The following is a 14946-nucleotide window of genomic DNA, read 5'->3' on the forward strand; positions in this document are numbered from 1 at the left end:
TTATGGCTTTAAGAATGCCAATTTAGCGCCAAAACTAATAAAAATCACACCTGTTATTGAATTCAGCCATTTTCTAAATTTAATATTACTCGTTGCCTTTTTAACGCTTGATAGCAACATTACCATCGCCGAAAACCATACAAAATTAATTGTTGCATGCGCACTCACCAAAGCATAAGCATTATATGCGCTATCATTCACCGTTAAAAACTGAGGGAAAGCGGCCAAATAAAAAATAGATACTTTGGGATTTAATACATTAGTTAAAAACCCCTCGATATACGCTTTACGAACTGACATCTCTTTTTGAGAATTTTCACCATTGCTATTCTGTTTTATCTCGCTGACTTTCGATACATTACATAAGGATTTTATTCCTAACCACACCAGATAGGCTGCGCCGACTATTTTCAATATGTAAAACGCTTCCGTACAATGAAGCAAGAAGACTGAAATACCAAATATTGATAGTGTTCCATGAACATAAAAGGCAGTTACGAAGCCCCAAACATTCGCAAACCCTGCTTTACGACCAGAAAGTGAAACAGTTTTAGCAATAAGAAAGCCATTTGGTCCAGGCGAAATCACTAACAACGTAGCGACTATAATAAATGTCAATATATTATGTAATTCCATATAAATTAAATTCCTTTTTTATTGATTGACTTCAATGTCGATAAAGACGGCTAACGCCCGGCTTTGGGGCGGACTTGTAGCCGCGCAGCGGCGAAAAGGCCGTCCCAGCCCCGAAGGGGTGACAACAGCCGTTTGTTATGTGATGTGAAGCCAAAGCTAAACACCGGCTTTGACCATATCTTTGATCTTTATTGCTTTTTCGAAGTGATCCAATTTGTGAGTTTCTATCCACCACCGAGCCGCTTCCATGAGAACCTCCGGCTGATCGTTTTTGTTCTTAAAAAATGCGTAAAACGAAAGCCCCACCGCCGCGCCTTTTTTCTCTATTTTTAGATCACATACTTCGATAATCTTTTCTCTAAGTTCTTTCCGCAAAGCAGTATTCCTTCGTTGGGCTGATCACATAACGTTTGGCTAAGGGGCGGGCTTTAGCCCGTCCCAGTGAGCGAAGCGAACGATTTGAGCCAGTTGTTAGCTGGCGGTTTTGCTGTGGTGGTAGTAAAGGTAGGCTAGCCCAATAGGGGCAATAAATATTGCAAAGCTCCAGCAAAGCAGCATTGTAAATATTTTCACGATGATCATGAGTATGGCATTTACAAAGAACACGTTATTTCCCATGATAAAGCCGACAACGCTCTCATAGACAAAACGCGAGTAAGGATAAAGAAGTGTGTTGATTGCAAGCAGCGCAATCATGCTGAATTGAATAGGCTTTCCACCGTTGATTACTACATAAATTATCAGGGCTGCAAATAGGGATCCAAAGAATAATTGGCGGATATAGTATTGAGCGGAAAGGCCGCCAAAGGTTTTTTTGATTATTTCTTGCATAATTTTCTCCTTGATTGGATTTTCAGCACTTTCCGAGGCTGAGGTTTCGTACAGCTAACGCTTGGCTTTGCGGCGTGCCGGAGCGCAGCGTAGGCGCGTCCGCCAACAGCCACTGGTTATACGGACTTTACCACCAACATATCAGTAGCACCTTTTTGAAACCGGTAACTAACAGGCTGCAATGAGACATCAATCCCATCGGCAGATAATGCGGTCATTACCTGATCCAAATGCTTCGAGACCTCTCCGTCTAAGGATACAACTGGAAAGACACGGACTTCGGTCGCCACTCTACATAGCTCCCGCATTGATGCGAGGTGAGTTGCCCCATCCACATGGTCGCTGTATAGAAAAAGATAGTGGGAGCAGAGTGCCAAATCGAACTCAGAGTCGGAAAACGGCAGCGAAGGCAAAGACGCTGATACATAACGCCCTTGCTGACACCCCGCCTCAAAGTCGCCAAGGAACCTCGACATGGCATTCATACGGATCTCGCCAAGATGCTCGACGCTACTCAGTGACTCCCAAATATACTTGTCTGCGTCCTGCCGCATCTTAGTCATGATTTCCGGGTACACTTCATCAATCCGGCGACGTATTTCGTTGACCTGAAACTGGTAAACCGGATCACAGGAAGTGACTTGGCACCCACGGCCTGTTGCCTCTACATTGAAGCTTGCGGGGCCATCACCGCAACCAAGGATACGCTTTTTCAGGTCACTCTCGGATAATCCGAACATCGCCTGATACTCTTCAAAAGATCGGCCCCACGGGACTACATTGGTTAACTTCAAATCTGACTCTCCTTAGTCTGTATAGACATAATGACTCCCATGAAGGTGCTAGCCTCCAATATCGTGGGTTAGCTAAGCCAGAGCCATAATTAGTTTGCTAAAGAACTAAATTAGGAGGCTAGCATGAATAACGATAGCACTATTTTTATTGGGTTAGATACCCATAAATCCTTCACCCAAGTCGCACTTTTAAAAGATAAACGTGGAGAAGCCCCTTCATCGTACAGTCGTATTCAATCAACTAAATCAGCATTTATAAAACTCAGCCAAACACTCCAATCCCAATTTCCTAAAGCTACCCTGAATTTCATTTACGAAGCTGGTCCTTGTGGATATTGGATTTATCGATTGCTCACAAGCATTGGACACCAATGCTACATTGTTGCGCCATCTTTAATCCCCAAAGCGCCTGGCGATAAAATCAAAACCGATAAAAGAGATGCCGCCAAATTAGCGCGCCTTTTTCGAGCAGATGAACTCAATGCCATCTATGTACCTGAAGCAGAAGATGAAGCTATACGTGATTTATCTCGCGCACGAGAAACGGCAATGAAAGATTTAAAAGATGCCAAATTCCAACTCAAAGGCTTCTTACTACGAAATAATATTACGGCAACGGTCAAAGATAACTGGTCTAAAAAACATTTAAGATGGTTAACAGAATTAGTGCTCCCTCATCACAGCCAACAAATTGTGCTGCAAGAGATGATTCAAATCATCTCGGAACGAATGCAACGATTACAAAGGCTCGATAATGAGCTGCTATATCAAGTTAAAAACTGGCGTTACTACCCTGTTGTAAAAGCGATTCAAGCGATGAGAGGCGTTCGTTTACTCGTGGCATTAGGAACCATCGCTGAACTGGGGGATTTAAGGCGTTTTGACCACCCGAGAAAGCTCATGTCCTACCTTGGGCTTGTCCCATCTGAGCACTCTAGTGGACAAAAACGAAGACAAGGCAGTATTACAAAATGTGGCAATAAACGAGCTCGACGATTATTAGTTGAAAGTGCACATACTTATAAACACAAACCCAATATCTCAGCAGAGCTGCAAATACGACAAGAAGACTTATCAAAAGAAATTATTGATATTGCTTGGCAAGCTCAGCTTCGGTTATGTCGGCGCTACCAACGATTAATGTTTTTAGGAAAGCACCGCAGTGTCGTCGTCACAGCGATAGCCCGTGAAATGGTCGCATTTATTTGGGCGATTGCTCGGGAGGTGGTAATCATACCGATTGATCCACGCCAAAGAATATCAAGGTTACCAGTATGAATAATAAATTAGTGTTAGCGCAACGCATTAAGCATCGGGTGTGGCATAAACTCCGACGGCGTTAGGATGGCAATAGCCTAACGGCTATTGAACCACGAGCATAGACTGCAGACAGGTGCCACGACGGAATAAGTAAGGTAAGCTCTGCTCACTTTAGAGTGAGTAATCTACGAATACCAGCATGATAACCGACGAAAGTACTTGCTTGAGCAATGCGTTAACACTATCTCTTTTTTAAAGAAAAATGCCCAAAATAACTGGGTAGAATTTTTGCGCTCTACTTGACAGTGGGAGTCATACCAACGCCGCATTAAGGTGTGAGCAACGCTGCCCCTCAAACTAAAGTATTGCGCCGTAAACACAGAACCCAACCTTGACCTGAAAATGCCAAGCGTTGGGAATCACACTTAAATGCTTGTTATGTACAAAGTTCCAACAACTGCCTGACTTCTTTTTCTTCGCGGCCTTTCTTAACAACCTTGCCCATAGGATTAAACCAGATTGCTTCAATACCTGCTATGACTGCTGGCTCAATATCTTTGTCGTATGAGTCACCTATCATTACCACTGATTTGGGGTCAACGTTTAAGGTGTCGATAATACGATGAAAGAAGTCCGGATCGCCTTTACCAATACCAAGGTTAGCTTTGCAAAAGTAACCTGAGATAAAAGGTGACAAACCTACTCGGTCGAAAGCCAATTTGATATCAGTTTCTGTTGAGTCGGCAGCATTAGTAGCAACATAAATTTGATGGTGTTTCGACAGTATTGCTAGAGTTTCCAGAGCACCGTTCACAGCTTGTATACTTTCCCAATCACACATTTTCCCTACTTGATCTGGGAAGTCGACCATCAGCGTATCGCCCCAATCGAATAAGTACACTTTGCTCATTTTCCCTCCATGTACATAACGCTCAGCGCAGGCGCAGCCAGCGCGGAGCGCATTTTGTATTAATGTTTGAGCGATAGCGAGTAACACAAAAGGTGCGTAGCGTTGGCTGTCGCTCTGCCGCTGCTTGTTATGCGACAGGTGCACCGACCGCTTCCAGTTTTTTCCGGATGGAGTCGATTGACTCGTCATACTCCCAGTACATCACACGGCCATGCGACCCAGTAACTAAAAGATACTGCTCACTAACCGACTGCAGCCTCTCTATTGCAACCAGCTTTGTTACGTACTTCTCTTCATTCACCGCTTCTGCAATTTCATTATTGTTTTCATCATATCCATGAACGATTATCGCTGTCTTAACATTTACCTCTAGGTACTGCATCTATTTAATTTCCTTCTTCTTGTCGCATAACGCCGCATTCAGCGGCTTGTCCGCTGAAATGCTTTGTTAGCATCGAGTGCTTCAATTTTTGCTACTGTCTTCTGATAAATTTCATCAAGTCCAGTAGCGAGCTCTTGGATATTGTAGTGCTCACCCCTGAAGCCAAATATGTTTGTAGCAGGATCGAAATGGTGAATGATGTCAGAGTCTTGTATAGAGTCACCACCAATAGCTGACCGAGGCCCAAAAAGACGATGAACTATATTTCTATTTTTGCTGTTTTCTGCCCAATCATCTAAACGCTCATCGAAATGTTCAAAGTGGTCTCGTAGAGAACGATTTTGAACTGGATGGCCACTTTGAAGCTGAAGCATATCTCTAAGCGCCTGACCTCTGCGGTGAGCTCGCTTCGTGCTTTGTTTATTTCTTCCACCAGGTGGCCAAAAAATACGAGAAACGGCGGCAGCATGATGGATCAGATCAAGAGCATGCTGAAAGAAATCGTCATCTATTTTTCTTTGGGTGATTGCGTTCATTATTTGAATGGAATGAAAGCATCTCTCGCACTCTTGCTTAGCTTGTTCGAGATATATTTTGGCTAAAAAATCATCCATGTTTCACCTTGTATGCTAACTTCACATTAAGGGGCACAAAATACCACAAAACTAAATTGTGCCACCGTAATCACTAAAACCGATTTTAAACTAAAAATGCTAAAGGTTTTGTGTCCCTCTTAAATGTTTTGTTATATTTAAGACTTTGAGCTTAAAAGTACTCCACTACCCATGCCAATAAACAAACCTCCAGTCATTTTTGCCAACTTACCTTCGAAGTTTTTAGTGCTGAGTTTTTGTCCTACATAGCGAGCAATGAATGCGTAACTTAAATGAACACCCAGCACAATAGAGCAAATTGACAGATACATTATTGCAAATTGCTCGACATAAGGATGATTGGTATCCAAAAACTGTGGTAGGAATGCAGACAAAAAAATCATCGTTTTGGGGTTGCTAGCAGAGATAAGAAAGGCTTCTTTAAATAGGAGCTGTGAACTCATTTTAGTACTTATAGATTTTGACTTTGTTAACTCAAAACTACTTTTTCTCGCTTGCCTAAAACTCTTGATGCCAAGGTAAATCAAGTAAAAGCCACCCACACATTTCATGATAGTAAACCATATAGGCAAACGAGCTAGTATTTCTCCAACACCTATCGCAACCAACCCAACGATAATTAGCTGACAGAAGAGGTTACCGAAGACAGCTGATAATGCTGACCAAAATCCATATTGAACACTATTCTTAACTACCAATAGTACATTTGGCCCGGGGGATAAGGTCACAACTAGATAGGCTAGAAAAAACATAGCCCAAGTTTCTAAGCTCATTGAATACTCCTTTACTCAATAAAAAATATAACGCCGCGTTAAGTGGTGAACAACGCGACCACCAAACCTAAAACATTGTGCCGTAAACACTAAATTCAAAGCAAACCGAAAATGCCACGCGTTGTGAATCCGTCTTAAACGCCTTGTTATGTACTTGCTCCCTCTGGCACGATCATAGGTAGGTCTGTACAACCAAAATCTAAACCAAACTGACTTAACAAACAGGTTAACTGACCTCTGTGGTGCGTTTGATGATTGAAAATATGTTGGCAAAACTCACCAACCGTACGTTCAATCACCTGCCCTTCGGTTGTCGTATACCTGACTACTTGGTTACAACTACCGGCACAAAACTGATTAGTGATTTCAATATAGATTGAGTCTACAAGTTCTCGTAATCCAACGAGTTCATTCAGATTTGAAGCGAAAGTATCAGAAACAGACTTAGAAACGGGTAACTTCTCTAGCACTGTAGGTTCAACTGATACCAACTCATTTGCTACAAGACGCTGAAGCATGATTAAGTCACCGAACAAGATATGATTCCAGTGATCCATAATTGTCGGGAAAAATGAGCTAGTATTTTGATGCAACTGCTCATGCGTCAGCTTACTGCAAACATCAAGTAACTGCTTATTCATTCGCTGATTGTACAGCGCCAACATCCTGAAATTTGAGGATAAATCCATTTGACCTCCAAAGTACATAACGCCCTGTTAAGGGGTGAGCAACGCAATACCGAAGTCGCCGCATACCACCTTAAACACTAAAACCAACGCATAGTGAAAATGCCACGCGTTGCGAATCCCTCTTGAACAGTTTGTTATGGCGATGCTAACGTTTAGCCACTATTCTCATTTCAACAAGTGCGTTCTCTGGGATAAATTCTGACACTCCAATAGCTGACCAAGCAGGATAAGGTTTTTTAACATATTCATCTTTTACTTTTGAAAACACGTCTATGTGCTTCTTTAAGTCAATGTGGAATGTCGTCATTTCGAGGATATGGTCGTAAGTTAACCCTGCCGCATTAAGGTAAACCCCGAGCTTATAAAAAGCGTCATGGAACTGTTCTTCTGGGTTCGTACTTATTTGCTTACCCTTCCTAGCAGCAGTAACGCCTGACAAATATACAGTGCCATCAGCTTCAATTACTGGCGAGAAATGCCAATCATCAAAGTAATGCCTAAATTCATCTGGTACTATCGATTTTTTCATATTTCCCTCTAAGCCATAACGCCGCGGTAAAAGGCGCGCCGACAGGCGCGTCCAGTGGAGCGAAGCGGAACGGATTTTGACCGCCTTGTTAGGCATTTTAATTTTCACGCAAAACGACCTCGCCGGTTCTTGGATTTGTAAGAGTAACATTTTCAAGTGCTTGTATAAGCCAACTTTCATTTTGCTTTGTTATTACTGCGAGAATTAATGTATCGACTTCATGAGGACCTGCTGGATGAGCGACACCTGCAGCCAAACGACTCCAGAAATGTATTACTGCAACTCCAGTAGCAATATGAGAAACATCAATTAATTCGTTCTTTAGCGTTGAGTCGCTGTAGATAGTTTCGTGAATGGGAACGTGGAGGTTCACTATTTCATTAACACCGCGAACATAGTGCCCAAAGCGATTCACAAAAGTCGCTTCTTCATTAAATAAGTTACCAAGTGCGTTCATATCGTGGACATTCCATGCCTCCTGAAATGCAACTGGAATATCTTCTGGCTTATTTATCTTACTCATATACTTGAACTCTTGTCGCGCCGCATGGCAGCCTAACATTCTTAATAACAGGCCGGCTCGTTTTCCCTCCAACCTAACTTACAATCAATCTAACATAAACCATTAAAAAATAAAGAATATACATAAATTTTATTATTTTACCTTCACATAAAAACGAGCCGGCCTGTTATCACTTTTTACGTGGCATGTTATCTTGGGGAGTTCTTGATTCAACTTACCTATTAACAACGACTTACTAATTGCTCTGCCGACAAAATGAGCCACTACTCCTGATAAAACAAGCCATTTTTCATACTCAAACTCCTTCTAACACCAATAAACTGTATAAAAAAACAGTTTTGGGAGGTGGGAAATGGCAAGCAAATTCATTGAAGAAATCCGTAGACACATGCGAATGCGAGGCTATAGCCTCAAAACAGAAAAGGCCTATATATACTGGATAAAATACTTCATTCGCTTTAATAAGCTAAAGCATCCTCAAGATATGGGAACGACTGAGGTAACAGCCTATCTGTCTTATCTTGCTAATGAACAACACGTCGCTATCAACACTCAAAAAGTCGCGCTTAATGCGATTGCGTTCCTTTACAACCAGTTTTTACAAAGACCGCTTGGTGATCTAGGTTTTACTTATGCTAAAAAGCAGCGCAAGGTTCCGAGCGTACTTACGCCAAATGAAGTCCAACTGATACTGTCACACCTTTCTGGTGTTAATCACATCATTTTTTCTCTGTTGTATGGTTCTGGACTTAGAGTTAATGAGTGTTTGAGAATTAGAGTTCAAGATCTTGATTTACAAAACCTATCTTTAACCGTGCGAGATGGGAAAGGGAAAAAAGATCGCGTAACTTTACTTAGCCCAACGTTAATTGGTTCTCTTCAATTGCAAATTCAGAAAGCGTCAAAAATACAAGAAGAAGATATCAAACAAGGCATCGGTCCCTCGCTTCCACACGCCCTTGGTAAAAAGTACCCGAACGCTTTTAAACAAATTGCTTGGATGTTTATCTTTCCTTCTTTAAGCATCTGTCGGCACCCACTGACTAATCAGCTTTGTCGGCATCATTTACACGATTCTGCACCAAGAAAGGCTCTCAAACGAGCGGTGCAACAGGCTAAAATCTTTAATAAACGAATAACATGCCATACCTTCCGTCATAGCTTCGCTACCGAACTGCTGCGCTCGGGGCAAGATATTCGTACAGTCCAAGAGCTATTAGGACATTCAGATGTAGCGACGACACAAATCTATACCCATGTTATTGGCGAACATTTTGCGGGTACTGTAAGCCCACTAAATAAAATCTTTATTGAAAACTATAAGGAAAACCAATGATCCTTGCCATGAACCAAACATAACAAAAATTAGGGCTTATTTGGAACAGATACTTGAGTGGAGTAAACAATCTAAATTGCTTTGGGGCATTTTCGATTTAGGAATGGCAGCGTATCGATTGCGATCGCTGCCATTTTAGTATGATACTTTAATACTAAGTATGAATCTTTATTACTTGGTATGAGACTTTATTACTCTCTCACATTAGGTTTTGGTCAACTTCAACCGTAGTTCCCCGAGGGGAGGGAGTCCATACATCTTAGAGGGACGACACTTGGTAACAGGTGTCATCTACTAGATAAAAACGAGTTTGATGCTGAAAGATATGACATACAACTCATGCATTCTGCAAATTAGATACTAGTTGACCTATTTTTTATAATGCGACAAAGTATATGAAAATAGTAATAGTCAAACCGTAGTAGTTATTAACACTATAAGTATTTTTAGGTGCATTTCGATTTTTAGAGAAAGAGACTTGTATGTATCCTTCTGAGTGAATAATTCATTGAATAGACAAAGTTTTAATATAATCACTTGGTGTTAGTCCAAATTTGCCTTTAAATCGTTGGCTAAAACGTCCTTCGGATTGATAGCCACATGAAAGAGCCAGCATTGCGACGTTATTGTGGCCTGTCTGCATTAAGTTTAATGCATGATTTAATCGGACTTCTGCCAGCACTTCTCTATACTGCGTATCCTCTTGCTTAAGTTTTCTAATCATTGTTGAACGGCTAATAGCAAAGTGCTGTGCCACCGTGTCCAGACAATGTTCTTCACTTGGATTTTTCGCTAGATAGTGGCTTAATTTCTGACTAAATGTCGTATTGGTATCAGTGAACAGACAATGTAATACGCCATGCTCCGCCAATTGTTGATAAAGCCCCTGTACCCAATAATATTGGGTCTCCTGACTCATACTTTGTTGGTTGAATGAGAAAAGTGCATTAAGGGTAACTTGTAACGCGTCACTAGCTTCTACTATGGGTGGCTGTTTGGCACCACTGTTACTTTTACTTAGCTCAATTTTTGAGTCATTCGGTAGGCTATAGAAACTGAACACTCTGGAAAGGAAATTCCCTTTTTGTGGTAGGTTCTCAAAGCTCAATGACTCGCAAGCCTCACACAGTAACAATTCTGAATGGGAAACGTCGATGGTCGATTCCCTCCAAAATAGACGTTTACTACCAGTCATAATTTGAATAATGCTTGGGGAAGGAAGTTTTACGTTTCTGAGCTTTTGAAGTTGCTCTGCTCGGAATATCGTAACTTGATACTGTTGGTTCATCATTCCCCCTCTTTGTTACCTTGGCTTAACGTGTATAAGTAGCGGTTAACTTGGATTTGCCTAAAGCGATGCTGTTTAGCGTAAAGCCGACCACGGCCGCTGTCGTATTTTCGCTTAATTCCAGTTTTTCTGTAGGCAATGCCCACACAGTAAATTGATAACGGTGCATACCATGCCCTTTAGGAGGACAGACACCACCAAAGCCAGTGGAACCATAATCGATACGAGATTCGATACCACCTAAATTTTTAATATTTACCCCTCTCGGTAGTTGGTGGACAGAAGCTGGAATATTGAATGCAACCCAATGCCAAAAGCCGCTACCAGTGGGGGCGTCTGGATCGTAAACTGTGATTGCAAAGCTCTTAGTGCCTGATGGTACGTCTTTCCAGCTTAGTTGAGGTGACTGGTTATCACCGCTACAACCCCAGCTATTATATTCAAAGGTCTTAGCCATAGGGTAACCTTCTTGAATGTCTTTACTTTTTAATTCAAAGGCTTGTGCTGATCCCAGCGTTGTCAAGCTTAGTGCCAATATCGACGTACTGATTACTTTCATTGAAGTGTTCCTTTTCTTTAGTTCGGGGCATAATTATATGCCTCTTACCAAAAATTGGACGATCAATAAGTATCATAAAATGTTTTTTCAATGATTTATTGATACTTATAGTTTTTAGTAAACAGTTTATACGAATGATTGTTTGATAGATATTGCGGTATTACATAGCACAAGTGTGCCTATTGACGAGCTTGTTTGACCTCATCCCGGTACTACCGAATCGCTTAGTGATAACACTGAGCCGAGCAGGGCAAATGCACCTTTGTCCAAAAATGCGGTTTAGTCTCAGGGTATGACTGTTGGCCTACGTGTATTTACCAAAATACTGTATGGACCTTCTAGACCTCATATTCTGACTATAGGCCGTTGTGGATTATGTGATTAGGGTCAGGCAGACGAGTTTTATTTGCGGGGCAGAGGCTATCAGTAAGGTAGTTTGCTCAAAACAGCATTCTCCTAATGTAGGATGCGTAAAATAGCGTTTTCCCCCATCTCGATAACTAACATTCTGTTGGTGCCAACACTCTTTAAACAAAGGACTCTGCTCACATAATTCTTCAATTAATTGCTGTGCTTTTCCATCATTGGCGATGCGGTTGAAGTCGACTCTGAATTCTGCGATCAGTCTTTGTGCTCGTGATGACCAGTTAGTTATAAGCTGTTTTGCTTTAGCCGATAGAAAAGTATAACGAAGTAGGTTGTGTTCACTATCTTTTGAGTCTAGCCAGCCTAGAAATAGTTGCTCGGCAGGGGAATTCCAACATTTTGCATTCCAGCGAGCATCCAAAATATAACAAGGACCTGAGAATTGTTCTACAAGCGCGGAAATTGTAGCCGGAACCTCAGATTCTAGTACATCATTTATATATGGATCGCGTTTTTCAGCCAATTCGAATAGAGTTCCACGTTCAGCTTTATTGAGCTGGAGTGCCTGAGCAAGTCGGGCCAAAGTGACCGGAGATGCTGTTTGATGGCGACCCTGCTCGAGCCATGTCACTAATGTCGTACTGATACCAGCCGCCTGGGCTAATTCTTCCCTACGTAGTCCTGGTGTGCGTCGCTTGCCTGCTGAGCAATTGGGAGCAGGTAGCTGCTCCCTGTGCGCACGTATGAATTGTCCGAGTCTATGTGTCAAATCTTGCATGTTACTTTTTATACCATGATCTTTACTGATCTGGTAGAGCTCTTTAGATGATATAGGATAAAAATCATCATATGTTTGCTAACTAGAGGAAAACGCATGCCTACTTATGAACAGAACGAACTCATTCAAAATCAATTTAATCCGCAAGCAGACGCTTATTTAAAGAGTGCTGTGCATGCTAATGGGATCGATTTACAAAAACTCGTTGCATTGGTTGGCCAGAATCCTGAGGCCAGGGTTTTAGATATGGGATGTGGTGGGGGGCATGTTAGTTTTCAGTTGGCTGCTCAAGTTGGTGAAATAGTGGCATTTGATTTATCGCAGTCTATGTTGGATGTTGTACAGGATGAATCGAGCCGACGCGGTTTGAGTGTTTCAACACAGCAAGGAAGTGTTGAGTCACTTCCTTTTGTTGATGATTCCTTCGATTATGTTGTGACGCGTTATAGTGCTCATCATTGGGTTGATTGGCAAAAAGCTTTATGTGAATGCCGGCGGGTTTTAAAGCCTGGAGGGACGTTTATTGTGATTGATATTATTTCATCTGATCACCCTTTGCTTGACAGTTGGTTACAGACAATAGAAGTAATCCGAGATCCCTCTCATGTTCGTGATTTTTCGGTGTCTCAATGGGCTTATGGTCTGTCGATGGCGGGTTTTAATGTGGTTAGTGGTGATCAGTTTCCCATTGTTCTAGATTTCCAATCTTGGATTGAACGAATGCAGACACCTGAAGAGCGTGTTGTCGCAATTCATTCGTTAATGGGGTCAGCAAGCAATACGGTTCGTGATTACTTTAAGGTGACGGATAAAGGAGATTTTACATTGCAGTCGATGTTCTGGGTCGCGCAATAACTAAATGAGGCCAAGTACATCGCACAGATTGAATGTGCGATGTCTTCGTTTTTTAAATCCATTCCAAATCACAGTGGCTTTGTTGCTTAATTCAGTGAGAAGACATGGCTACCCTATGTTGATTGATACTTAAACAATACACTGAGTTTCAGGCAACCCATTGATAATTGCTCAACTCACTTTACATTTACTATCTAGCTAATCGTTTTTAGGTTTTGGGTACCCCTTTAAAGTAGAGTGAGTTACCCACTCACTCTTGCTTTGTCATGTTTTAACTGATTCGAACTTAGGTTATTGAGAGTTAAGAAGGGCTAGTTTTTACTTGTTTCTTATTTCGTTCAAAAATGAATAAAAGTAATCCAAAAAGCAGCTTTCTGAATTAGTGCCTTAATCAAGCGTAACTTCGAATGGGGCATTTCTAAGCTAGAAGTGCCCGCCATGAAGTGTTTTCGAACAATATTGTAGATAGCTAATTATTGTCTTTGACTATCTCGCTAGCTCAAATTCGATAGCTTCTCGAACTTTACTAAGCGCAATACGTAGTTCATCTATAGAAACTGAACCAAGTGCTATTCTAATAGCTTGGGTGACAGACTGAGACGCACTAAAAGGCTCTGCGGTAGACACGGAAATGTTGATATTCATCAGTTCCTTCACTATCCGCTCAGCTCTTGCCTCTTCCGGTAAAGGAATCCAGGCAAAATATGATGCAGGATGGGAAATGCATGGAATATCTCCTAGGCTGTCTCTGAGTATAGTTTGTCGTTTTCTTGCATCACGTCTCTTCAACTCTTCTAAACGAGCCACTGTTCCATCTTTTATCCAATTGCATACTAATTTGGTCATCACTGAAGGAGTATTCCATGTGGTTGCTCTGACAGCTCTTTCAAGTGCTTCTCTATAGGAGTCAGGACAGACAACAGCACCAACTCTAAGACCTGTTGCTACATTCTTTGAGTATCCAGTCACATAGACGGTACGCTCAGGAGCAAAGAACGCAATCGGTCGTCGTGGCTTGAGGGATAAATAGGCATATGGAGTATCTTCGATTATTAAGAGATCATGTTCCCGAGCAATCTCTGCTAACTCTACTCTTTGTTTATGACTTAGTACCCAACCTAGTGGATTATGTAGTGTCGGCATGGTGTATATCGCTTTAACATGCCTTTTTATACACATTTGTTTTAAGGTGTTGAAATCTGGGCCATTAGCAAGAGTTGGTATTGCGACTAGTTCGAGATGATACAATTCTGCCAATGCTTTAAACCCCGGATAGGTTAACGCATCCACAGCCACTACATTTCCGGGCTTTAGCAGCCCCATTACTGAGATAGTCAATCCATGCTGTGCTCCATTAACTATTATCACATTCTCTACAGATGGCTGTAGTCCTTGGCTCGATAAGTGCTCAGCAATAATTTCTCGTTCCGCTAGCTTGCCCGCATGAGGTTGGTACCGCAAAAGTGATTCAATATCACCAACTGAAGATACTTCTCTAAGAGCATCGCGTAACAGTTCTCCCTGCCCCGGTAAAGATGGGTAATTAAAATTTAGGTCAAGGACATCTGTTGCTACTGCATGCTGATCGATACCATGACCATAGGGCAAAGATATCTCTCTGACGAACGTTCCCCGCCCAGTTTCTCCACTAACTAAGCCCATAATTTCTAGCTCACTGTATACCCTCGTTGCCGTAGCTAGAGATATGTGTTCCTGAGCAGCAAGTTTTCTATGAGTTGGTAGCCGGCTTCCCGCCGGTATTTCTCCCGAACGGATGAGTTCAGCTAGCTTATCAACAATGTTTTTGTACCTAGCTTTCATTA

Annotated in this window: 18 protein-coding genes; 3 read left to right on the forward strand and 15 right to left on the reverse strand. The window is 41.8% G+C overall.

All coding sequences use genetic code 11. The features are described 5' to 3' along the window. The 4 genes from Vgang_RS08670 to Vgang_RS08685 form a co-directional block, all read right to left on the reverse strand. Positions 1–636 carry a LysE family translocator gene (locus Vgang_RS08670; protein WP_105903771.1) on the reverse strand — a complete coding sequence of 212 codons (636 nt, stop codon included), beginning with the start codon at positions 634–636 and terminating at the stop codon, positions 1–3. A gap of 156 nt (positions 637–792) precedes the next feature. Further along, positions 793–1011 (reverse strand): DUF6500 family protein, encoded by a 219-nt coding sequence (locus Vgang_RS08675; protein WP_100691932.1) that lies wholly within the window; start codon positions 1009–1011, stop codon positions 793–795. A 96-nt stretch (positions 1012–1107) separates the two neighbouring features. Then, positions 1108–1467: a hypothetical protein gene (locus Vgang_RS08680; protein ID WP_105903770.1), complete on the reverse strand. Its 360-nt coding sequence runs from the start codon at positions 1465–1467 to the stop codon at positions 1108–1110. Between the two features lie 116 nt (positions 1468–1583). Next, positions 1584–2261 carry a class I SAM-dependent methyltransferase gene (locus tag Vgang_RS08685; protein WP_105903769.1) on the reverse strand — a complete coding sequence of 226 codons (678 nt, stop codon included), beginning with the start codon at positions 2259–2261 and terminating at the stop codon, positions 1584–1586. A gap of 123 nt (positions 2262–2384) precedes the next feature. Here Vgang_RS08685 and Vgang_RS08690 point away from each other — a divergent pair, with 123 nt between their 5' ends. Next, positions 2385–3539, forward strand: a complete 1155-nt coding sequence (locus Vgang_RS08690; RefSeq protein ID WP_105903794.1) for an IS110 family RNA-guided transposase — start codon at positions 2385–2387, stop codon at positions 3537–3539. Positions 3540–3957: 418 nt separating this feature from the next. On the opposite strand, the gene Vgang_RS08695 is transcribed toward Vgang_RS08690, so the two are convergent. The 7 genes from Vgang_RS08695 to Vgang_RS08730 form a co-directional block, all read right to left on the reverse strand. After that, the gene (locus Vgang_RS08695) at positions 3958–4431 is read right to left on the reverse strand and encodes an HAD family hydrolase (RefSeq protein WP_105903776.1); all 474 of its coding nucleotides are present in this window, start codon (positions 4429–4431) and stop codon (positions 3958–3960) included. A 127-nt stretch (positions 4432–4558) separates the two neighbouring features. Then, entirely contained in the window at positions 4559–4813 is a 255-nt protein-coding gene (locus Vgang_RS08700; protein WP_105903777.1) for a hypothetical protein, read from the reverse strand. Between the two features lie 38 nt (positions 4814–4851). Then, positions 4852–5427, reverse strand: a complete 576-nt coding sequence (locus tag Vgang_RS08705; protein ID WP_105903778.1) for a hypothetical protein — start codon at positions 5425–5427, stop codon at positions 4852–4854. Between the two features lie 137 nt (positions 5428–5564). Then, a complete protein-coding gene (locus Vgang_RS08710; protein WP_105903779.1) occupies positions 5565–6200 on the reverse strand; it encodes a LysE family translocator in 636 nt (211 codons plus the stop codon). Between the two features lie 146 nt (positions 6201–6346). After that, on the reverse strand, positions 6347–6889 hold the full coding sequence (locus Vgang_RS08715; RefSeq protein WP_105903780.1) for a DinB family protein: 543 nt from the start codon (positions 6887–6889) through the stop codon (positions 6347–6349). A gap of 145 nt (positions 6890–7034) precedes the next feature. Next, positions 7035–7526, reverse strand: a complete 492-nt coding sequence (locus tag Vgang_RS08725) for a RidA family protein (protein ID WP_245879979.1) — start codon at positions 7524–7526, stop codon at positions 7035–7037. Then, entirely contained in the window at positions 7516–7941 is a 426-nt protein-coding gene (locus Vgang_RS08730; protein WP_105903782.1) for an SgcJ/EcaC family oxidoreductase, read from the reverse strand. The genes Vgang_RS08725 and Vgang_RS08730 overlap by 11 nt, the downstream gene beginning before the upstream one ends. A 352-nt stretch (positions 7942–8293) precedes the next feature. On the opposite strand from Vgang_RS08730, the gene Vgang_RS08735 reads away from it, so the two are divergent. After that, entirely contained in the window at positions 8294–9277 is a 984-nt protein-coding gene (locus tag Vgang_RS08735) for an integron integrase (RefSeq protein WP_105903798.1), read from the forward strand. A gap of 505 nt (positions 9278–9782) precedes the next feature. On the opposite strand, the gene Vgang_RS08740 is transcribed toward Vgang_RS08735, so the two are convergent. From Vgang_RS08740 to Vgang_RS08750, 3 genes are all read right to left on the reverse strand, one after another. Next, entirely contained in the window at positions 9783–10565 is a 783-nt protein-coding gene (locus tag Vgang_RS08740) for an AraC family transcriptional regulator (protein WP_105903749.1), read from the reverse strand. A gap of 25 nt (positions 10566–10590) precedes the next feature. Further along, on the reverse strand, positions 10591–11124 hold the full coding sequence (locus Vgang_RS08745; protein ID WP_105903744.1) for a YbhB/YbcL family Raf kinase inhibitor-like protein: 534 nt from the start codon (positions 11122–11124) through the stop codon (positions 10591–10593). A 373-nt stretch (positions 11125–11497) separates the two neighbouring features. Beyond that, the gene (locus Vgang_RS08750; RefSeq protein WP_105903745.1) at positions 11498–12268 is read right to left on the reverse strand and encodes a helix-turn-helix transcriptional regulator; all 771 of its coding nucleotides are present in this window, start codon (positions 12266–12268) and stop codon (positions 11498–11500) included. Positions 12269–12364: 96 nt separating this feature from the next. Between Vgang_RS08750 and Vgang_RS08755 the strand changes: the two genes are divergently transcribed. Next, positions 12365–13123 (forward strand): class I SAM-dependent methyltransferase, encoded by a 759-nt coding sequence (locus Vgang_RS08755; protein ID WP_105903746.1) that lies wholly within the window; start codon positions 12365–12367, stop codon positions 13121–13123. Between the two features lie 486 nt (positions 13124–13609). On the opposite strand, the gene Vgang_RS08760 is transcribed toward Vgang_RS08755, so the two are convergent. Continuing rightward, positions 13610–14944, reverse strand: a complete 1335-nt coding sequence (locus Vgang_RS08760; RefSeq protein WP_105903747.1) for an aminotransferase-like domain-containing protein — start codon at positions 14942–14944, stop codon at positions 13610–13612. Between the last annotated feature and the right edge of the window lie 2 nt (positions 14945–14946).

The sequence above is a fragment of the Vibrio gangliei genome (genome assembly GCF_026001925.1).
In the GTDB taxonomy this organism is placed as follows: Bacteria; Pseudomonadota; Gammaproteobacteria; order Enterobacterales; family Vibrionaceae; genus Vibrio; species Vibrio gangliei.

Coding starts and splice junctions, on each gene's coding strand:
- Vgang_RS08710 (WP_105903779.1), bottom strand. CDS start 6,200: ATGAGCTTAGAAACTTGGGCTATGTTTTTTCTAGCCTATCTAGTTGTG.
- Vgang_RS08730 (WP_105903782.1), bottom strand. CDS start 7,941: ATGAGTAAGATAAATAAGCCAGAAGATATTCCAGTTGCATTTCAGGAG.
- Vgang_RS08750 (WP_105903745.1), bottom strand. CDS start 12,268: ATGCAAGATTTGACACATAGACTCGGACAATTCATACGTGCGCACAGG.
- Vgang_RS08740 (WP_105903749.1), bottom strand. CDS start 10,565: ATGAACCAACAGTATCAAGTTACGATATTCCGAGCAGAGCAACTTCAA.
- Vgang_RS08700 (WP_105903777.1), bottom strand. CDS start 4,813: ATGCAGTACCTAGAGGTAAATGTTAAGACAGCGATAATCGTTCATGGA.
- Vgang_RS08755 (WP_105903746.1), top strand. CDS start 12,365: ATGCCTACTTATGAACAGAACGAACTCATTCAAAATCAATTTAATCCG.
- Vgang_RS08705 (WP_105903778.1), bottom strand. CDS start 5,427: ATGGATGATTTTTTAGCCAAAATATATCTCGAACAAGCTAAGCAAGAG.
- Vgang_RS08715 (WP_105903780.1), bottom strand. CDS start 6,889: ATGGATTTATCCTCAAATTTCAGGATGTTGGCGCTGTACAATCAGCGA.
- Vgang_RS08745 (WP_105903744.1), bottom strand. CDS start 11,124: ATGAAAGTAATCAGTACGTCGATATTGGCACTAAGCTTGACAACGCTG.
- Vgang_RS08680 (WP_105903770.1), bottom strand. CDS start 1,467: ATGCAAGAAATAATCAAAAAAACCTTTGGCGGCCTTTCCGCTCAATAC.
- Vgang_RS08695 (WP_105903776.1), bottom strand. CDS start 4,431: ATGAGCAAAGTGTACTTATTCGATTGGGGCGATACGCTGATGGTCGAC.
- Vgang_RS08670 (WP_105903771.1), bottom strand. CDS start 636: ATGGAATTACATAATATATTGACATTTATTATAGTCGCTACGTTGTTA.
- Vgang_RS08690 (WP_105903794.1), top strand. CDS start 2,385: ATGAATAACGATAGCACTATTTTTATTGGGTTAGATACCCATAAATCC.
- Vgang_RS08760 (WP_105903747.1), bottom strand. CDS start 14,944: ATGAAAGCTAGGTACAAAAACATTGTTGATAAGCTAGCTGAACTCATC.
- Vgang_RS08735 (WP_105903798.1), top strand. CDS start 8,294: ATGGCAAGCAAATTCATTGAAGAAATCCGTAGACACATGCGAATGCGA.